Origin of the sequence: Leptospira wolffii serovar Khorat str. Khorat-H2, assembly GCF_000306115.2 — a bacterium.
Taxonomy (GTDB): domain Bacteria; phylum Spirochaetota; class Leptospiria; order Leptospirales; family Leptospiraceae; genus Leptospira_B; species Leptospira_B wolffii.
Genome location: NZ_AKWX02000007.1, coordinates 482,019 through 501,947 on the forward strand (window position 1 = coordinate 482,019; position 19,929 = coordinate 501,947).

The 19,929-nt window shown below is 46.1% G+C and carries 19 protein-coding genes; 8 read left to right on the forward strand and 11 right to left on the reverse strand.

The annotated features are described in order from the left end of the window. Positions 1-285 precede the first annotated feature (285 nt). The 8 genes from LEP1GSC061_RS06510 (at position 286) to LEP1GSC061_RS06545 (ending at position 9,955) form a co-directional block, all read left to right on the forward strand. The gene (locus LEP1GSC061_RS06510; RefSeq protein WP_016544229.1) at positions 286-942 is read left to right on the forward strand and encodes an NAD-dependent epimerase/dehydratase family protein; all 657 of its coding nucleotides are present in this window, start codon (positions 286-288) and stop codon (positions 940-942) included. 172 nt (positions 943-1,114) lie between these two features. Next, the gene (gene mgtA / locus LEP1GSC061_RS06515) at positions 1,115-3,655 is read left to right on the forward strand and encodes a magnesium-translocating P-type ATPase (protein ID WP_016544605.1); all 2,541 of its coding nucleotides are present in this window, start codon (positions 1,115-1,117) and stop codon (positions 3,653-3,655) included. Between the two features lie 14 nt (positions 3,656-3,669). Continuing rightward, on the forward strand, positions 3,670-4,251 hold the full coding sequence (locus LEP1GSC061_RS06520; RefSeq protein ID WP_016544510.1) for a hypothetical protein: 582 nt from the start codon (positions 3,670-3,672) through the stop codon (positions 4,249-4,251). Further along, positions 4,238-6,181 carry a PAS domain S-box protein gene (locus tag LEP1GSC061_RS06525; protein ID WP_016544805.1) on the forward strand — a complete coding sequence of 648 codons (1,944 nt, stop codon included), beginning with the start codon at positions 4,238-4,240 and terminating at the stop codon, positions 6,179-6,181. The genes LEP1GSC061_RS06520 and LEP1GSC061_RS06525 overlap by 14 nt, the downstream gene beginning before the upstream one ends. Then, a complete protein-coding gene (locus tag LEP1GSC061_RS06530; protein WP_016545051.1) occupies positions 6,178-6,909 on the forward strand; it encodes a LytR/AlgR family response regulator transcription factor in 732 nt (243 codons plus the stop codon). The genes LEP1GSC061_RS06525 and LEP1GSC061_RS06530 overlap by 4 nt, the downstream gene beginning before the upstream one ends. Positions 6,910-7,030: 121 nt before the next feature. Then, positions 7,031-8,416 carry an MBL fold metallo-hydrolase RNA specificity domain-containing protein gene (locus tag LEP1GSC061_RS06535; protein ID WP_016544972.1) on the forward strand — a complete coding sequence of 462 codons (1,386 nt, stop codon included), beginning with the start codon at positions 7,031-7,033 and terminating at the stop codon, positions 8,414-8,416. A gap of 145 nt (positions 8,417-8,561) precedes the next feature. Then, positions 8,562-9,248 carry a Crp/Fnr family transcriptional regulator gene (locus LEP1GSC061_RS06540; protein ID WP_016544314.1) on the forward strand — a complete coding sequence of 229 codons (687 nt, stop codon included), beginning with the start codon at positions 8,562-8,564 and terminating at the stop codon, positions 9,246-9,248. Positions 9,249-9,289: 41 nt separating this feature from the next. Further along, positions 9,290-9,955 (forward strand): hypothetical protein, encoded by a 666-nt coding sequence (locus LEP1GSC061_RS06545; RefSeq protein ID WP_016544271.1) that lies wholly within the window; start codon positions 9,290-9,292, stop codon positions 9,953-9,955. Between the two features lie 138 nt (positions 9,956-10,093). Here LEP1GSC061_RS06545 and LEP1GSC061_RS06550 read toward each other — a convergent pair whose 3' ends face one another. From LEP1GSC061_RS06550 to LEP1GSC061_RS06600, 11 genes are all read right to left on the reverse strand, one after another. Beyond that, positions 10,094-10,294, reverse strand: coding sequence for a YgaP family membrane protein (locus tag LEP1GSC061_RS06550; RefSeq protein ID WP_016544427.1), 201 nt, complete (start codon positions 10,292-10,294; stop codon positions 10,094-10,096). A 107-nt stretch (positions 10,295-10,401) separates the two neighbouring features. Next, complete coding sequence (locus LEP1GSC061_RS06555; RefSeq protein ID WP_016544571.1) at positions 10,402-11,151, reverse strand: sulfite exporter TauE/SafE family protein; 750 nt, start codon at positions 11,149-11,151, stop codon at positions 10,402-10,404. 1 nt (position 11,152) lies between these two features. Continuing rightward, positions 11,153-11,320 (reverse strand): cbb3-type cytochrome oxidase assembly protein CcoS, encoded by a 168-nt coding sequence (gene ccoS / locus LEP1GSC061_RS06560; protein ID WP_016544438.1) that lies wholly within the window; start codon positions 11,318-11,320, stop codon positions 11,153-11,155. Beyond that, the gene (locus LEP1GSC061_RS06565) at positions 11,317-13,740 is read right to left on the reverse strand and encodes a heavy metal translocating P-type ATPase (protein WP_016544420.1); all 2,424 of its coding nucleotides are present in this window, start codon (positions 13,738-13,740) and stop codon (positions 11,317-11,319) included. The genes ccoS and LEP1GSC061_RS06565 overlap by 4 nt, the downstream gene beginning before the upstream one ends. Next, complete coding sequence (locus LEP1GSC061_RS06570) at positions 13,737-14,222, reverse strand: FixH family protein (RefSeq protein ID WP_016544316.1); 486 nt, start codon at positions 14,220-14,222, stop codon at positions 13,737-13,739. Before LEP1GSC061_RS06570 ends, LEP1GSC061_RS06565 begins: the two co-directional genes overlap by 4 nt. Next, entirely contained in the window at positions 14,206-15,585 is a 1,380-nt protein-coding gene (gene ccoG, locus LEP1GSC061_RS06575) for a cytochrome c oxidase accessory protein CcoG (RefSeq protein WP_016545100.1), read from the reverse strand. The genes LEP1GSC061_RS06570 and ccoG overlap by 17 nt, the downstream gene beginning before the upstream one ends. 36 nt (positions 15,586-15,621) lie before the next feature. Next, complete coding sequence (locus tag LEP1GSC061_RS06580) at positions 15,622-16,158, reverse strand: cbb3-type cytochrome c oxidase N-terminal domain-containing protein (RefSeq protein WP_016544337.1); 537 nt, start codon at positions 16,156-16,158, stop codon at positions 15,622-15,624. 4 nt (positions 16,159-16,162) lie between these two features. Beyond that, positions 16,163-16,309 carry a cbb3-type cytochrome c oxidase subunit 3 gene (locus tag LEP1GSC061_RS06585; protein ID WP_016544811.1) on the reverse strand — a complete coding sequence of 49 codons (147 nt, stop codon included), beginning with the start codon at positions 16,307-16,309 and terminating at the stop codon, positions 16,163-16,165. Positions 16,310-16,320: 11 nt separating this feature from the next. Continuing rightward, entirely contained in the window at positions 16,321-17,010 is a 690-nt protein-coding gene (gene ccoO, locus LEP1GSC061_RS06590; protein ID WP_016544681.1) for a cytochrome-c oxidase, cbb3-type subunit II, read from the reverse strand. Positions 17,011-17,012: 2 nt separating this feature from the next. Beyond that, positions 17,013-18,446, reverse strand: a complete 1,434-nt coding sequence (gene ccoN, locus LEP1GSC061_RS06595; RefSeq protein WP_016544532.1) for a cytochrome-c oxidase, cbb3-type subunit I — start codon at positions 18,444-18,446, stop codon at positions 17,013-17,015. A gap of 185 nt (positions 18,447-18,631) precedes the next feature. Beyond that, positions 18,632-19,915: an acetyl-CoA hydrolase/transferase family protein gene (locus LEP1GSC061_RS06600; RefSeq protein WP_016544803.1), complete on the reverse strand. Its 1,284-nt coding sequence runs from the start codon at positions 19,913-19,915 to the stop codon at positions 18,632-18,634. Positions 19,916-19,929: the final 14 nt, after the last annotated feature.

The window sequence follows — 19,929 nt, forward strand, 5'->3', positions numbered from 1 at the left end:
AAAAAATGTCAACTTTTACGCGGGTGCGCGGTCTTACAAATTGACAATTATCGTAAATTTGTCAAAAAAGAAGGCGACTAGAATTGGAACAATCATCCTTAGCGCTCGAAATGTGAGATAATTTTAAAGGCGGGGATTCCTTCATGAAACCGATTCATAATAAATACGTTCGGAGCAGCAAAGACCTTCCTACCTTGGTGGCCGGATCTTCCGTGGAAAACCGGAGAAGAGGATCCTATCGTATCCGGACAATTGGACTAATTTAGAAAATAAGGAATTTCCAATATGAAAGTGATTATAACGGGAGCGACCGGAATGGTCGGAGAGGGAGTCTTGCAGGAATGCCTGGAGGACCCTAAGATAACCGAGATACTGATAGTAAATCGTAAGCCGAGCGGTAAGAGCCATCCGAAATTGAAAGAGATCGTGCACTCCGATTTTTACGATCTTTCTCCCATACAGGACCGACTGAAAGGTTACGACGCTTGTTTTTTCTGTCTTGGGGTTTCCTCCATCGGCTTAAGCGAAGAGGTTTATCATAAACTGACTCATACGCTTACTCTGGGATTCGCTTCGGTACTCGCCAAAGCGAATCCCAAAATGAGTTTCTGCTATATCTCCGGAGCCGGTACGGACAGCACGGAAAAAGGAAAAACGATGTGGGCGAGAGTGAAAGGAAAAACGGAAAACGATCTAACCTGTTTACCTTTTGCGAAGGTGTATCTATTTCGTCCCGGTTATATGCATCCTACACCCGGCTTGAAAAATACTCTCCCCGCCTATAAATATATTACCTGGGCGTATCCGATTCTGAAAACGATTTTCCCCAATCGAGTCTCTACCTTAAAAGAACTGGGTCTTGCCATGATCGCCGCCGTTTCGAAAGGGTACGATAAAAATATCATAGAAGTCTCGGACATTCATATTTTAGCGGAGGAATGAATCCTTCGGGGCCCCGGGTTTGGGTGCGGACTATTTACGAGACTCCCCCTGTCGGAAGAGGGAAGTCTTGGCAATCTTTGAATAGGGTTCGGGAGGAATGATAAAAATATTTTTCGCAGAATAAAACGTTTCTTGCGAGTCTCTACGAGCGTACTTTCTTAGGAGAATAGATATGAGTGAAAAGAAAGACCCCTTAGACTCGCTTGCATTCTTTTGGAGTCTTTCTCCGGAAGAATGCCTTACTAGATTGGAATCGCAAAAAGACGGTATTACGGACGAAGAAGCCCGGTCCAGGTTGACTCGATTCGGCAGGAATCGTTTGCATACCAAGCAGGAAAGAACCGGCTTCTCCTTATTTTTATCCCAATTTCGCAGTCCGATCATTCTTCTGCTACTAGCGGCATCCGTCCTTTCGTTCATAGTTCACGCTTCCACCGATGCAATCATCATTCTAAGCATCGTATTTGCGAGCGGGCTACTCGGTTTTTGGCAGGAAAGAGGAGCCATCGGGGCGGTAGCCAAGCTACTCGGAATCGTACAGGTAAAATCTCTAGTAAAGAGAGAAGGCGTCGATCGCGAAATCCCTCTGGAGGAGGTGGTGCCCGGCGATATACTCGTTTTGAACGCGGGCAATATCATTCCTTCGGATTGCCTTCTTTTGGAATCCAAGGATCTATTCGTGGACGAGGCTGCGATGACGGGAGAAACTTTTCCCGCGGAAAAATCCTGCGAATCCGTTTCCAAGGAGGCGGCTCTTTCCAAAAGAAGCAATTCGTTATGGATGGGAACCCATGTCATCAGCGGAGAGGCAAAGGCATTGGCGGTTCATACCGGGACTCACACGGAATTCGGACGGATTTCGGAAAGATTACGACTGAGACCTTTGGAAAACGAATTCGAATCCGGAGTCCGAAAATTCGGATTCTTCCTTCTTCATATAACCTTAATGCTCGTTCTTTCTATTTTCTTAATTAACGTTTTCTTACATAGGTCCGTTCTGGAATCCTTCATGTTTTCCCTTGCGTTGGCCGTGGGGCTTACTCCCCAGCTTTTGCCCGCGATCATTAGCGTAAATCTTTCCCACGGTGCCAGAAGAATGGCGGAAAAAAAGGTGATCGTAAAGAGGCTCACCGCGATCGAGAATTTCGGAAATATGAATATTATCTGTTCGGATAAGACCGGAACATTGACGGAAGGCACCGTGCGTTTGGATTCCGCGACAGGTATCGATGGAAAACCCAGCGAAGATACGGCTTTAAACGCTTTTCTGAACGCTAGCTTCGAAACGGGGTTTTTGAATCCGATCGACGAATCGATTCGTAAGGATCTGAGTTTCGATATTTCTTCCTACAAAAAGGCGGATGAGATTCCCTACGATTTCTTAAGAAAGCGTCTGAGCATTCTCGTTTCCCAAGATTCCAAATATAGAATGATCACTAAGGGAGCCTTGTCCGAAATTCTTTCCGTTTGCAATTCCGCAAAAGGAGGAAGCGAAGGAGAAGAGGGTTGGGAAGAGGATAAGAAGAATATTCTAAATCGCTTCCAAGAATTGAGCGCTCGCGGCTTTCGGGTCTTAGGGATCTCCATAAAAGATATGGGAGAAGTCTCTCGGATCCAAAAATCGGACGAGCAAGGAATGGTGTTTCTAGGAATGCTTTCCTTTTTCGATCCTCCAAAACCGAACGTATCCAAAACGGTTTCTTCCCTAAAGGATTTGGGGGTTTCCTTAAAGGTAATTACGGGGGATAATCGTTATGTTGCGGCGAGTCTTTGTTCCCAAATAGGTATGCATTCTCCCAACACACTTACCGGTTCGGAACTGAATCGCCTCAGCGACGAGGCATTGGTACGTCTTGCTGGAAACGTGGACGTATTCGCGGAGATAGAACCGAATAGTAAGGAAAGAATCATCATCGCATTAAAAAAAGCGGGTAATGTCGTGGGATACATAGGCGACGGAATCAACGACGCGTCCGCGCTTCATTCCTCTGATGTGGGCATTTCTGTGGAATCCGCAGTCGACGTCGCGAAGAACGCCGCGGATATCGTTCTTCTGGAAAGGGATTTGGGAGTTCTTGTGGACGGTGTGAAAGAAGGAAGAGTCACTTTCGCAAATACTCTAAAATACGTTTTCATGGCCACCAGTGCTAATTTCGGAAATATGTTCAGTATGGCGGGAGCCTCCTTGTTTCTTCCTTTTTTGCCACTTCTTCCTAAGCAGATTCTTCTCACGAATTTTCTGACGGATTTTCCGGAAATGACTATTGCCTCGGATTCCGTGGACCCAGAAATGATTTCTTCTCCGAAACATTGGGATATCGCGGCGATTCGTAAGTTTATGATCGTTTTCGGTTTCTTGAGTTCTCTTTTCGATTATACCACTTTCGGGGTCCTACAATGGGTCTTGCAGGTGGATAACGAACAATTTCGCACAGGTTGGTTCATAGAATCCGTGATTTCGGCGGCTCTGATCGTTTTAGTGATTCGGACTAGAAACCCGTTTTTCCGGAGTCGCCCTGCCAATCCGTTGGTATTCGCTACTCTGGGCGTTTTGGCAATTACTTTAGCTTTCCCTTATACTCCTTTCGCTTCCGTTTTCGATCTCGTTCCCTTGCCGCCTAAGTTTCTCGCGATTTTGGGCGCAATCGTGGTTTTGTACGTTTTATTCGCGGAAATCGCAAAGAAGTTCTTTTATAAGAAAGTCTCGATCTAAATCGGAAGTCTTTTATGCAAGTGGATTCCTTCATCATTCGTAAAATCGCCAAGACTCTTATCGAGTATTCCGTAGTGATACTATTAGGCCTGTGTATCGTCTATCTGGATGAAAGCGAATTTTCGGGAATAGATATCAAGAATATCATCCTAGTTTGTGCTGGCTTCAAATCCGTGTATTTTTTCCGTAAGGGATTTCGAAAAATCGCGGAACTTACGCTAAGGGACGTCGAGTACTACGAGTTCCTGCTTTTTATCGCGTTTAATATAGGTGTGATTATCGTATCTTTCGGAGTCGATTATTTCTGTCTGTATAGGGCCGATCCGAAATCTTTCTCCGGGTTGGAGGAAGGAATGGGAGCCGGTGCCCTTGCTTTTAAGTTTTTTTATTTCAGTCTGATGATCTTCACTAATATTGGAATCGTGAAGGTCATTCCCGAAAGTACGGAGGCGGAAATCCTTTTGATACTCGAAGCAGCGATATCGTTCATAACGATTATCTTCGTTCTATCCGATTTTTTAAGTTTAAAGGAGTCTTTGTCCAGGATTTCTTCCGGCAATAGCGTAGGCGAGGGAGAAAAGAATGGGAGAAGATAAGGACAAGGACCTGCCGCATGCGCGTTCCTCCGCTTTCTCGTCGGAAATATTCTTAGGAGTCTATAAGGAAGAGATTTCCTTAAAGGAAGGGTTTTCTAAGATCCTATCCCAATTATATCCGGAATCCAAAGCCATTGCGGGTGAAATCTGGATTTTAGATCCGTCCGGAAAAATTCTGAAATCGGCGTCTAGAGTATTCGGATCCAAGGTCGATTCGGAGGAAAGGGAAATTCCAGTCTCCGATTTGATGCTTAGTGTTCTCGAAGCAAAATCCGAACAAATCGTAATTTACTCGGATCTAGAGGATTCGGATAGGGAATCTTTTTCAGGTTATTCGGAAAACGTCGGCTCTATATATGTCTCCCCCTTTTCGGACGAGGATAATGTCCTAGGCATATTCGTATTTTATTATGAAGGAAAGGAGCCCGAAGGCTCCGAAAAATTCCTACATTCTCTCCGAATCGTTTCCCGTTGTATAGGGAGCTTGGTCGCCTCCAAGATGAAGACCGCGTCCCTCGCGGAAAGCGAGGCCAAGATGAGAAACGTCCTGGAGAATATGCCGATCATGTTCTTAGCGGTGGACGATTCCTTTGAATTCGTTGCCTGGAATCTCGAGAGTGAAAGGGTTTTGGGTTATTCCAAAGAAGAGGTCCTAGGGACCAAAAACTTCCTACACGAGAGATTATTGAAACAGGAAGAAATGGAAACTTCCTATTCGGTCGATACTGGTTTATTCGATTCCGATTTTAAGAATTGGGAATTGGAATTGCTCGCCAAGGACGGAAAGCCTAGAACGATTTCCTTATCCAATATTTCCTCGGAATACCCCTTGCCTGGATGGGGAAAATGGTTCGTAGGGGTGGATATCACCCGTACCAAGGAAGTGGAAAGGGACCTAAAGAGTTCCCTAAAGGAATTATCCGATTTTCAAACTGCGTTGAACGCAGTGTCTATCGTGGCCATCACGGACAGGGCGGGCACGATCATCTATGTGAACCAGAACTTCTGCAATATCAGCGGATATTCTCGGGACGAGCTTCTGGGACAAAACCATCGTATCATCAACTCCGGATACCATACCAAGGAATTCTTCAAGGAACTCTGGAAGAAAATTGCCAAGGAATTCTTCAAGGAACTCTGGAAGAAAATTGCCAAGGGAGAAATTTGGAAGGGGGAGATCAAGAACCAGGCCAAGGACGGAAGATTCTACTGGGTCGATACGACGATTTCTCCGATTCTGGACGAGAAGGGAAAGCCCTACCAATACCTTGCGATTCGTAACGATATTACGGAGAGAAAGGAAACGGAAGAGAAGGCGAGGCACGCCGAGAATAATTTGAAGACTCTCCAGGATCGGATGAGTCCGCATTTTCTATTCAATACATTGAGTATCATTCATTCTTATTTACAGACGAATCCTGAACTGGCCGATTCCGCGATTCTAATGCTTGCGGACAATTATAGATTTCTCACCGATCACGCAAATAAGCAGCTAGTCCCTTTCGATATCGAATGGGAATTCATGGAGAATTATCTCAAATTGCTCAAGCTTCGCTTTTCCGATTTCTTGGACATAGAAGTGGAGAAGAAGGGGGATTTTCGCAAATGCCAATTGCCTCCTCTTACTTTACAGCCGCTTGTAGAGAATTCCTATATCCATGGTTTGAGGGACAAAAAAGGAAAGGGAAAGATCTCCGTAAAAGCGTTCATGGAAGGAACCAAGACCCATATTGTCGTTCGAGACGACGGGGTCGGATTGAAGAACCAAAAACTGCAATCTAGAACCCTTTCCAACATATCGGAGAGGCTGAAATTTTATCTTTACGAATCGGAAGTGAAAATCGAAAATCATCCCGAGGGTGGTGCCGTCGTTACTGTCACCTTCGATAATCCTAAAAACGAAGAATTGGCCGGCCTGATCCGATTATGACCGTAAGCAATAGAGAATGGAAGACCATCATCGTAGAAGACGAGGCTCCCACTCGAGAATTGCTGGTAAACTACTGCCTCTCCCGTTCCGAACTCAAACTTTCCAAAGTAGCCAAAGACGGAGAAGAAGCGTTGGAATTCCTACAGTCCGAGGATTTCGATCTGGCGTTTTTGGACATCAACCTTCCTATTCTTTCCGGTTTGGAAATTCTGGAGAAGCTGGAAAATCCTCCGTACGTGATCTTCATTACCGCCTTGAGAGACAAGGCTATCGATGCTTTCGAGTTGGGAGCCATCGATTATCTACTCAAGCCGTTTTCCAAGGAAAGATTTTTCAAGGCGGTGGATCGTTCCATTCAGTTTTTAGAGAAGAAGGAAAAGACTTCCGGAAACGTGTTCAACGAACACGGACTCTTCATTTTGGAAAAGGAAAATCATTTTTTGATTCCCTACAAGGATATCAATTTCATTTCGTCCCGAGATAATTTCAGCGTCGTGCATACCGAAGAGAGGGAATACGTCACCTATAAGTCCCTCAAAAGCCTTGAGGCAAAACTCCCTCCTTCCAAATTCCTTAGGATATACAAACAGTACATTATAAATTTGGAAAAATTATCCCACTTACAGAGCGATAACATGGGGAACTATTCCGTTTTCCTAAAGGATGAGGACGAGACTCAACTTCCCGTCGGCCGAAAGTATATCTCTAAGATAAAAGAACTCCTTTAAAATCCTGTTTTTAGGACCGTTTTTTCCCTTCAATTCGATTTTGTTTCATTGATCTCTATCAATTGGAATATACATTTTTAGCAATTCCTAGATTCTTAGGAAATCGGATACGGAAGGAAGAATGAGCCAGGAAAGTTCGAATACAGCCAGTTTACAATTCTTAGGGGGAGCCGGAACTGTCACGGGCTCCAAGTATCTTTTGGAAGCTTACGGTAAGAAGATTCTAGTCGACTGCGGTCTTTTCCAAGGAGAAAAGGAATTGCGACTTCTGAACTGGGAAGTTCCTCCTTTCGAATCCTATAGCATCGATACGGTACTTTTGACCCACGGGCATTTGGATCATTGCGGTTATCTACCAAGAATCGTAAAGGAAGGTTTCCAGGGTAAGATTTTAGGAACCGCTCCTTCTCTGGATATCGCAAGTATCGTCCTGAAAGACAGTGCGAGACTACAGGAAGAAGACGCTTCATATGCGAATTCGGGCGGATACTCCAAACACAAGCCCGCATTACCTCTCTACGATTCCAAGGACGCGGATAATGCAATCCAACTCTTTCATTCCGTAGAAATAGGGAGATGGACCTCTCTTCACGATAAAATTCGATTCCGTTTTAGATATGCAGGCCATATTTTGGGTGCCGCATTTATAGAATTGGAAGTGGGAGAAAAGACACTCCTCTTTTCCGGAGATTTAGGACGGAGCAAGGATCCTTTGCTGCTTCCCCTCGAAAAACCGGAGAAGGCGGATTTGATACTTATAGAATCCACATACGGAAACCGTTTGCATAGAGGAAATCCGGAGAAGCGACTCGTAGAGTTAGTGAACGAATTCGCAGACTCGGAAGGTTCCATTATCATTCCTAGTTTCGCGGTCGAAAGAGCCCAACTACTCATGTATCTGCTTTGGAAATTCAGGAAGGAGAAACGGATTCCTAATATTCCGATTTATCTGGATTCTCCCATGGGGCTTCATGTCTTCGAGGTATTCGAAAAATACGGACCGGAATGGCATAAGCTATCTCCGGAGGATTCCAGGAAGTTGAACCAGGACATCATCAAGGTCGTGGACGCAAAGGAGACCAAGAAACTCGCTTCCAAAAAAGGACCTCGTATCGTGATTGCAGGTAGCGGAATGGCGACCGGGGGTAGGGTGTTGAACTACTTACAACATTCTTTAGGAGATCCGAATTCTCTCGTATTACTTGCAGGATACCAGGCTGCGGGAACCCGGGGAAGGAAACTTCTGCAAGGAGATACGGAGATCAAGATTCGAGGACAATTTTATGAGGTTCTTTGCGAGGTGCAGAGTGTGGACGGTCTTTCCGCACATGCTGACCAAAAGGATCTATTGGAATGGCTCTCGGATTTGAAAGGTACTCCTGAAAGGGTCTGCATCGTCCATGGAGAAGGGGATGCGGCCCAGGCCCTCGGAACGAAGATACGAGGGCGATACGGTTGGAACTCCCACATTCCGGTCAGAAACGAGAAACTGGAATTCGAAGTCTAGAAAAACCCGGTATTTTCAGGACTTTTACCCTTCCGATCCGTCGAAAAACGGTCCAGTCCGCTGGTTCCCCCGTCCCCCATTGACCAATGTCAAAGCCTTGGCTATGATCAAAGTCAACTAATACAAAAGGACGAAAGCCAGGGATATGATGACCGCTACACAATTAACACCTGAATATACCGACCAAGCTTTACTGAATCCTAAGTTCGATACCAATAGAGTATCGAACCTCGACTTAAAGATTCGGTTAACCCGGAGAGAGATTTCTAAGAACGGAATTCTTTTCTCGGAAGGAGATACGGCCCACGGTTTTTATATCGTAGAAAGCGGTTCCTTCCGGTCGTTTCGTTCTTCTGCTTCCGCGGGCAAACAACAGACTTTTCAATTCTACGGGCCCGGAAATTGGATGGGGATCCGTGACGCGGTCTACGGAGGAAAATATCTCCATCACGCGATAGCGTTGGAAGATTCTTCGGTGTTCTTTATCGAAGAAGACGAGCTGAAAAGACTCCTACAATCGGATTCCGAATTCCAAAACTCGGTCTTCTACCAAGTCGCCAAGGATTCCGTAGAAGCGGAAAATAAGATCTATTCCTTAGGCACTCGCCAGGTTCACGCGAAACTTTCCGAGTTTCTCCTGCAGTTCATGGACGGACAAAGCGGAGAAGTGGATTTACCTTTTACCAGGGAAGTGATGGCTTCCGTGATCGGAGTCACCACCGAGACTTTAGTTCGGGCACTGACCGATCTAAAAAGTAGGAATTGGATCGATATAGATAAGAGAAAGATTTTCGTTAAAGACGAACTTGCACTTCGTAGATTATTGGATTGATTGTCACAAAGGAAAATATATCCGGCGTTGCCGGCGATCCTATGGGAGAGAAAATCCGAGAGAACGTTATTACGTTTCGGCTGAATCGGATTGAGCTATACGGGGATTTATGCGTCCCCGAGGGCGCCCAAATTTTGGTCCTTCTTCTCTTAGGAGAGAGGGAGGATCATTTTTTAGAGAGATTCTCCAAGCTGAAGCAGATTCTGAACTCGAATCGGATCGCTACTTGTCTTGTTCGAGGATTATTGACTCGTGACGAAAGGCAGATCTCAGCGAATCGATCCGACGAGACTCTTTTGGCGGATCGTCTTATCGCAGTTACTAAGCAATTGCGCACTTATTCTAACGTTAAAGATTTGAAATTAGCTTACGTCAGTCTTTCCTCGGTAGGGGGAAGTATGTTCCGCGCCAGTTCTTCGCTCAAGGACGAGATAGAAAGTCTAGTCTTGATCGGCAACGGGTTGCCTCCCTTGAATTTGGTATTCAGCCAAGTTCCCATCCTAAATATCATAGGAGCTTTGGACTTTAAGGGATTGGAATCCAATAAAATCAATTTATCTAAAATAGACGCCCCGATAAAAAGGTTTCATCTCATCCAAGGATCTCCTAGTCATTTCGAGGAAAGGCAGAAATGGTCTTTGGTTTCCGACGCTATCTTAAACTGGTTTTCTCATCCCGAAAATAGATCCCACGATTTCGCGGAATAAAGCGAAGCTTTCGCTTTTCGCGTAAACAATTCTTTCAAAACGCTACAGCTTTTATTAGGTAAAAAAAAGCTCCCCTGAGGGAGCCAAGACTTTGAGTTAGCATTTACCGGAAAGAGAACTGTCCCGGGATGGAAGGGATTACTTTTTTACAGGACAGCTGTTCCAACCGAATAATGAATACAATGGGCAATATCCCAAAAGTCCGGTGAGCAGAGGAACAAGACCGAATACTACCAAGCCGGTACCGATCGGACCCTGTAGAGAAACTCCGAACGCTATCAAACCGATACCTACAATAGTTCGGATCGTTCTGTCCAGATTACCTTCGTTCATTTTCATAGAAGCCTCCTAAGATCTGCTACAAGTACATCGTATCTTATACGACGTGATTGTAATGCAATTTCTTAGGAAAGCGGCGTCGCGGGCTCTATGATATATATCAAATTTTAATGATGGTGAGAATGATTATGAGTCGGTTCGGAATGTTCTTCATGATTTCCGTGCTGGTGTTGGAAACGGAAAAGTATGAGTAGAATGGACACTACTACGATGAATCCCCCTGCATATCTTGTGGCGTTTCCTCTTAATTTGGAGACCATGGACTTGAAACCGATTCCAAAAAGATAAAGCAAAGGAAAAGTCCCCAGGAAGAACGCGCTCATTATGATCGCTCCGTGTATAGGAGAGCCGCTTGCAAATGCGGTCACGAATGCGGGGTAGAGGATTCCACAGGGGAGTAGTCCGGTTAGCAGGCCGAAATAAAATCCTAATTTGCCGATCTTTCCAAGGCTTAGGGAGGATCCTTGCAATTCTCCTAATATAGGTTTCGCGAATTTAGAGATTAGTTTGGATAATCTCTGGTTGCTTGTGGGAACTTTTCCGAATAATAGGAAAATTCCCAAAATTCCTAGAGCGAATACGCCGATCCAAGCCGCCGCTTCCTGCAAAGGAAGTAGTTTAGCTAGGGTAGCGTTCGTACCTTCTCCTGCAAAACCCAGTAAAAGCCCGATAAGCGAATAGGAAAAGAATCTTCCTAAATTGTAGGCGAGTTGTAGAAACACATTGGAGGATTTTTTATCTGAGGACACGAAGAAGGAAAGAGTTCCCGCCAGAGGGCCGCACATCCCGGCGCAATGGATGGATCCTGCGAGTCCGCTTAAAAACGCGGATACAACCAGGGCAGAAAGCATTTCCATCTTATCCTCTCTCCTTCTTGGATTCCGGGCTTTCCTCGTCGAAGAGCATTCTGTATTTCGGGCCTTCTATATCCTCGTACTGACCGGCTTTGAAACTTAGGTAGAAGGTATAAAAAGCTCCGAAGGCGATCACCAGCGCCACCGGCACCATCAGATACAATGCGTTCATTCGGATAACCTCCTCGTCATGGAAACTGAATTTAGGACAACTGTAATGGAACTCAACGTCATGAAACCGGCACAAATCACCGGTAGCATGAATCCGAAAGCGGCGAGAGGAATCATGATCGTATTATAAACTAATGATAGGCATACGTTTTGAAGAATGATACTTCTTGTTTTTCGCGAGATCTTGATGGATTTAGGCAGGGAATCCAACCGGTTCTGCACGAGTACCACATCCGATTTGTCTAAGGAAAGATCGGAGCCCATACCCATGGAAACTCCAAGGTCCGCTTGTGCGATACAGGCGGAGTCGTTGATCCCGTCTCCCACCATCACCACAACTTCTCCGGATTCCTGGGCCTTACGTATCCGTTCCCTTTTCTCGACGGGAGAAAGATCGGAGGAGAATTCGTTGATCCCGAGTTCTTTGGACAATCGATCCACTTTTTCGTAGGAATCTCCGGAGAGGATTTCCAACTTTGGAATCAATGTCTTGATCTTGGCTATACTTTCCTTTGCCTCGGGTCTCGCCTTGTCTCCGAATTCCCAGGCGGCCAAAGGACGACCGTCGGAACTTAGATAGACCCAGCCGTCGTTTTTGTGCTCTGAAGGAACGGCGAATTTTCTGCTGCCGATTCTATACAGATGTTTCTTTCCGTTTTTCGCCTCGATTCCCTGGCCGACGAATTCTCTTACGGAGCTCCAATGGAATTCCTTCTTTTCATTATCGGAAGAGAGCGCTTGCACAAGAGAACGTGCTACTGGATGCGTGGAATGTGTCTCCAGATCCGAGGCCATATTCTTCAGGTGTTTGCGGTCCCATTCTTCCGTGAAATATCTTTCGGATTTGAACTCTAATTTTCCGGTAGTGAGTGTGCCCGTTTTATCGAAGAAAATGCGATCCGCCTTGGCAAGAATTTCAGCCGTCTCCGGATTCTTGATGAGAACTCCCGCCTTGGATTGCATCCAATGACCTACCACTAATGCCGCGGGAACGCTTAAGCCCAGGGCGCAAGGGCAGGCTACGATTAGAACGCTGATCGTATTCAGGATCGCTTCTTCCAAAGAGCCGAAATACCACCAATAGGAGAATGTGCCGACGGCGACGGCCAAAACCACTTTTATGAATATGGAGGAAAGCTTATCCGTGATTCTTTGAATTTTCGGTTTTGTTAAAATAGAATCCTCTAATAATCTTCCGATCTGAGCTAGGGAGCTTTCTTTTGCCGTTCCGGATGCGAGGATCAGAATATTGCTGGAAAGACAGATGGAGCCCGCTTTTACGGATTCTCCTTTGGATTTCAGGACCGGATTACTTTCTCCCGTTATAACGGATTCATCGAAGAACGCTTCGGTCGTCGACGTCAGAATTCCGTCAACGGGACTACGACTTCCGTGCCTTAAACGGATCGAATCTCCTTTGATCACCGAAGAAGTGGGAATCTGGCTCCAATTTCCGTCTCTCTCCACCTCGTATTCTTCGGGTAGAAGCGACAGTAATTCTCCAATCTTAGCTCCGGCCTTATAGCGAATCATCGCCTCCAGGTATTTTCCCAGAAGAATGAAGAAATAGATGGTGCAGACGGAGTCGAAATAGACCTCTCCTTTTTCGGTGAGGGTCACATAGACGCTATAGAAATAGGCCATGCTTACACCCGCGAAGAGTAGGGTATCCATGGAGAGGATTCTGCGTTTCCAGGATTCGTAAGCTCCCTTCCAGAAAGGATATCCGGAATAAAAGTAAACCGGTGTTGCAAGGATCCAGGAAATATAATGGAATAGATTCTTAATATTCAGTTCCATCCCTTCGAAGTAACCCGCGTATAGACTTGCAGAGAATAGCATGATGTTTCCCCAGCAGAATCCCGCCGCGGTCATTCTATATGCCAAATCTTGGAAAGGCTTGGCGACCTTGGATTCTGCTTTTAACGGGGAATAAAGAGACGGCTTATATCCCAATTTTCTAATGGATCCGAAGATTTTGGCTAGAGTCGCCTTCTTGGGGTCGAAAACGAGCTTTAACCTTCCCGTTCCGAAATTGATCCTTGCCTCGTCCACTCCTTCTGTTCTGGACATTGCGGTTTCCACTAACCATACGCATGCAGAGCAATGGATTCCTCCTATAGTAATGAAAACGGAGGAATTTTCGGGAGATACGTTTTCCAAATATTCGGAATAAACGGACTGGTTGTCCAAAAGGGAATCGGAACCGGCCTCCGATTTTTCCGAGGCCGGCTCCAATAATTGGCTGCCTCGGATTTCATAGAAACGGTCTAACCCGTTTTCCAGAAGGATCCCGGAAAGAGTGGCGCAACCGTTGCAGCAGTATTCCCTTTTTATTCCATTATAAACTCCGAATACGGGTTCGGATTCTATCTTCGAATTGCAGTGGAAGCAGAGTGCCTCGGTTGCGGTTTCTCTCATTTTAATACTTCGATCTGCCTCGTTTTTTCCATGATCTGGTCGCCGAGTTTCGCGCTGATCACGGCTCTCCAAGAACCGGAAAAGGGAACTTCGGTTTCTCCTTCGTAGATTCCGGAGGATGTTTCCTTAAGTTCGATCTTTTTATTGAAGGCGTCCGTCGCACTTCTTTCCAATCTGATTTCCAGTTTTGCTCCGGAAACGGATTTGCTATTCTTTACGAATTTTACTTGGAGTTTTTGTTTTCCCGGATGCAAACCGCTTTGTTTTTGGAACCAATCCGCTTCCAGATCGTATCCGTTTGCGGACATCTCCCTTTGGGCAAAAACCGTCTGGTCGTATTTCAGACCTTTTTCGTAATAATTGGCATCGACCGGGGGGGTGTGTCCTGCCAGCGCGATTTTCACCGTGAAGAATGTGGCTACGAACATTCCTAGAAAACTCGCGCCGACCACAAAGAACGCTCTTTTAAGGCTTTTGTGCATTTGTAATCCTCCAATCCGATGCTTTCTCGTTTTTTGCCAGCCCCAAGGGAAGTAGGAAGGGGACGACATTGGATTTCTGGAATCCGGGATTTTTCAAATCATGAACTTTTAAAGTGATTTCGTGGCTCTTCTTATTCAGATCTTCCGGAGTGGGTTCCAGATCGATGAATAAACGGTATCTTCTATCCGAATTAGCCGGCAACTCTACTGTACCTTCTTCGGTTCCGCCCACAAGAATCTTTTTAACGCCTTTTAGATCGGTGCTATCGATTTCGAATTTTAGAACCTTGTCCTCTTGGGTAAGGTTCTGCATCTGCACTTCGTAGAAATTGCGGACGTTCCCTTGGCCTAAGGATAAGGGTTGTATATTGCGATCCGGTAAGACGGAAAGATACAAAGGAACTCTCTGCCATAGAAGTAGACTTAAGACGGAGAGAACCAGAATGAGTCCGGTGGCGTAAACGATAGTGCGGGTCCGGATCCATCGGATCGGACTTCCTTTTTGCACGATCTGATTTTCCGACCAATAACCGATCAGAGTCTTCTTTCCTTCCTTCGCCATGGTTTGGGTGCAGGCGTCGGAACATTTTCCGCAGGCGATACAGCCCACGTTCGTGCCCTCCCGTATATCGATGCCTGTGGGGCAGACTACTAAGCAAAGATTACAAGCGGTGCAATCTCCGATTTTTACCTTACCTTGTCTTCTAGGTTCCCCGCGATTGAAGTCGTAAGTGATATTGACGGAGTGACTGTCCATCATCACCGTTTGGAATCTCGCATAAGGACAAGCATATTTGCAGAATTGCTCCCGTATGAACGCTATGTCTGCATACATCGCGAATGTGAAGAAGCCCAAGAATCCGGTCCAAAGCGGAATCGTTCCCGTTACCGGGAAACTGCGGATCGCTTCCACCATTAGGTATGGATCCGCAAAATAGGCGATCCAGGCTGCGGATGCAAGTCCGCTCGTTAGGATCCATACGATATGAGTTATGATTTTGGGAACGGTGGGGGCGTCCTTCTTGCCATACTTGGAACCTTGGATCCTTCTTCCTATCCAATCGAAGATATCCGTGTAGATGGTTTGGGGGCAGGCCCAACCGCACCAGACTCGTCCGATAAGCGTTGTAAAGAAGAATAGGGTGAGGCCCATTCCGATCAGGAATAGATGTAGGAAATATCCTTCTTGAGGGGTGAAGATATTCCCGAAGAGAAAGAACTTTCTCTCCGGGATATCCAAGCGTATGAGCGGGAGTCCGCCCCAACGGAACCAAGGTGTGACGAAGAACAGCGAGACCAGAAAGGACTGCACATAATACCTCGCCGTCCTGATTTTTCCCGAAATGGGTCTGGATACGATCATCTTTACCTCCGTTTTATAGCGAACGACCTCTCATTTTCATTTATTAGCTTTTAGCTCCGGATTCCTAGACGCCAACCAGGCTAAGACCTGATAGACTTTCTCGGATCCTAAACTCATTTCGTGGGGAGGCATAGGCCCTTTTCCCAGTTTGGTTTTTTCTACGGGAACTCCCTTCATAACGGTTTCATAAAGTTCTTTGTCCGTATTTCCGTGGAGCCATTCCTTATCCATCAGGTTCGGTCCGACTAAACCTTCTCCCGTGGGTCCATGACAGGCCACGCAATAGGTCTGGAAGGTCGTCTGACCCGCGGCGATAGCTTCCGCATTTCCGCGCATCGGGTTGGATCCGTCCTGTGCCGTTTCCACTACTCGGTTCTTATTAGGAAACAATTCCTTGTATTCCTCGGCTTGAGCCGCGTAGTATTCCGTGGTTCCCCAGTTGGAATATCCGTGGAAATATATGGAATAGACTACCGCTACCACGATACAGCCTAAGAAAACCCATTTCCACCATTCTGGAAGAGGGTTGTCCGCCTGCCGTATTCCGTCGAATTCTTTGTTCGGGTCGCTCATTGAATCAATCCTCCTCTAACATCCTAAATTTTGGGCTTTCCATCCTGTCTTTTCTCGAACGGCGATATACGTAGAGGATGATTATCGATATCGCGATTACCATTACGGGAAGCCGTAAGGATTTATAAATTTGTAAAGCGTCCAAGTCCATGGGTCCTTACCTCATTGAAGGCTCTTAGAGAGCTCCGCCCCGTCTTTTCCTAACTTAAGTAGATAGGCGATGAGAGCGTCCCCCTCCGTTTTTCCGGAGACTAGGCTTGCGGCCGCTTCTATATCCGCGTCGGTATAAGGAACTCCTACCTTGCGCAAGCCTCTCATATGGTCCGCAACTTTAGCGGGGTCCAACTTGGCTGATTCTTCGAATAGCCAAGGATAAGAAGGCATCACGGAACCCTTAGCGGTGTCCCGAGGGTTCATCAAGTGAGTCTTATGCCATTCCGCAGAAGGCTGGATCTGGGATTCGTGAGCCAGGTCCGGACCGGTTCTTTTGGAACCCCAAAGGAAGGGGTGATCGTAAACGAACTCGCCCGCCTTGGAATAACCGTCTTTACCGTAGGCTTGTTGCGGATCAAAACGATCCACTTCCCATTTGAAAGGACGAATCATTTGGGTATGGCAGTTATTACAGCCTTCCTTCTGATAAACGTCTCTTCCCGCCAGTTCTAAAGCGTTATAAGGTTTGATCCCGCTAATCGGCTCCGCCGTTTTGGAAAGGAAGAAGGGAGGAACCAATTCGAAGATTCCCCCGATCAAAATCGCGACCATCGTATAGAGGGTGAATTTGATTCCGTTCTTTTCCCATTGGTCCGTGAAACCGGAAAACCAATCTAATAATTTGTCGAACCAATTCATATTCAGTTTGCCTCCTTCAGGCCTACTCTTAGGTCGATTTCTTTGAAACCGGATCCCGCGGTCAGCATGGTCTTGACGAGATTGTAGATCATCACGAGTAATCCGAGTAGATAGAGACTTCCACCGATACCGCGGAACAATCTGTAAGGCTTCAAGGTTTCGGTGATCTGAACCCAGTTAGGGAATTTTAGAGCACCCGTTTCGTCTATCGCTCTCCACATAGATCCCTCGGTGATTCCGGAAACCCACATAGAAACGATATAGAGTAGAATTCCCAGAGTCGCGATCCAGAAATGGAAGTTAGCGAGTCTTTCGGAATAAAGGTTGGTATTCCAGATTCTTGGAACGAGATAATATAGAACCGCGAAGGACATCATTCCCACCCAGCCTAAGGTTCCACCGTGAACGTGTCCGATGATCCAGTCGGTGTTATGGCCGAGTCCGCTCACTGAGCGAATGGAAAGCAAAGGACCTTCGAAGGTGGACATACCGTAGAAAGTAATCCCTACGAGTAACATCTTCAGTGTGGCGTCGGTCTTGATCTTTTCCTTAGCTTGTGTAAGCGTCAAGAATCCGTTCAGCATTCCTCCCCAAGAAGGCATCCAAAGCATGATACTGAATACCATCCCGGTGGTTTGCAACCAGTCAGGAAGAGGTGAGTATAGAAGGTGGTGAGGACCTGCCCAAATATAAAGGAAGATCAAGCTCCAAAAATGGATGATGGATAATCTATGGCTATAGATCGGCTGCTTGACGTGCTTAGGGAGATAGTAATACATCAAACCCAAGAAAGGTGTCGTAAGAACGAATGCCACCGCATTGTGTCCGTACCACCATTGGATATTCGCATCGTAAACTCCGGAATACACCGAGTAGGATTTGAGCCAACTTACGGGAATGGAAAGGTTATTTACGATGAATAGTATCGGGATCGTCACCCAAGAAGCGATGTAAAACCAGATAGCGGAATATAATTGCTTTTCCTGTCTGGTGAAGATCGTTCCAAAATAGTTGATGATGAAGATCACGAACCAGATTACGATCAACAAGTCCAAGGGCCATTCCAATTCCGCATATTCTTTGGATTGGCTGAGTCCCAAGGGAAGAGTGATCGCGGCGAGTGCGATCGTAAGATTATAAAGAACGAAATGGAGTTTCGCAAGCTTATCGCTCCAGATTCTAACTCTACATAACCTTTGAACGGTATGGTAAGCCGTCGCGAAAATGATGCTTAACGCAAATCCGAATATGGCTGCGTTGGTGTGGAGAGGACGTAGTCTACCAAAGGTGAAATAAGGCCCGAAGTTTAACTCGGGATACACCATCTGGAAGGCGATCCAGACACCGACAAGCATCGAGGCGACGCCCCACACTAAGGCGGAGAGCAGAAACGCTTTCACGATTCCGTCGTTGTACTTTTGTTCTGATTGGCTCATTCTAGATTTCTCCGGTTTTTCCGTGAGGAATATTTTCCATTCTTCTTATTAGAACGCGGGAAGGCAACTAATCCGACCATCAATCCGACTCGGACCCGTTTGATATATATCAATAGCTTCTAAGGGATTGGAAGGTTTGTCAACAATATTAAAAATTAATAATGCTATTCGAAATTTTGGGGGTTTCATATTCCGAATTCCTTAAATCTTTCGGCAGCGCTTTTTGAGAGTGAGTCTCGATGCGAAGGGTGAGCGAGTTCTATCAGGGCCTTAGCTCTCTGTCTTAGATTTTTTCCGTAGAGGTTCACGGCTCCGTATTCCGTAACCACATAGTGCACATGCGCACGGGTCGTGGTCACGCTGGCTCCTGGTTTTAAGACGGGGACGATTCTGGACTCGCCTTTGGAGGTTGTGGACGGGAGTGCGATGATAGGCTTTCCTCCTTCGGAAAGAGAAGCGCCTCGAATGAAATCCATTTGTCCCCCTACGCCGGAATATTGCCTAGTTCCGATGGAATCCGCACAAATCTGACCGGTAAGATCCACTTCGATTGCGGAATTGATCGCGGTCACTTTCGGGTTTTTGCGGATATTATCAGTATCGTTAATATAGCCTATGTCAAGAAAAATCGTCTCCGGATTATCGTTAACGAAATCGTAAAGTTTTCTGGTTCCCATTACAAAACCTGTCACGATTTTGCCCGGATGGCTATGCTTTAAGGAACCGTTTACGATTCCTTTTTCCGCGAGGGGGATAACGCCGTCCGAAAACATTTCGGTATGAATTCCCAGGTTCTTATGGTTTCCGAGACAGGAAAGGACCGCATTCGGAATGGCTCCGATTCCCATTTGTAAAGTGGCTCCGTCCTCCACGAGGCTCGCGATATGCTCTCCTATCCTTTGTTCGATAGGATCTATGTCGAAGGAAGGAGTCTCTAAGAGGGGAATATGGCCTTCCACAAAATGAGCGATTTTACTCATATGGATCATTCCGTCTCCGTGGGTTCTCGGCATAAAACGATTCACTTGTGCGATTACCATTTTAGCGGAATCCACGGCCGCCTTGCTTATTTCCACGGAAACTCCCAAGGAACAAAATCCGTGGGAATCGGGAGGAGATACTGAAATGAGTGCGACATCTATCGGAAGAATTCCTTTTCTGAACAGAGAAGGACATTCGGAAAGAAAGATGGGAAGGTAATCCGCTCTTCCTTCTTCCACTGCCTTTCTCATATTCGCTCCCACGAAAAGAGCGTTGGTTCTAAAAGATTTTTCCATTCCTTCCGAAGCGTAAGGGACTTCTCCTTCGGTATGAATATGTACTATTTCTATATCTTTCAGCTCGGAAGCTCGACTGCCTAAAGCTCGGACTAAGAGTGGAGGCGCGGCATAAACGCTATGTATAAAAATTCTTTGTCCGTTTTTTACGTCTTTTAAGGCCTCTTCGGCGGAAATAAAATGGAGTCCCATCGTAGGATCTCTCC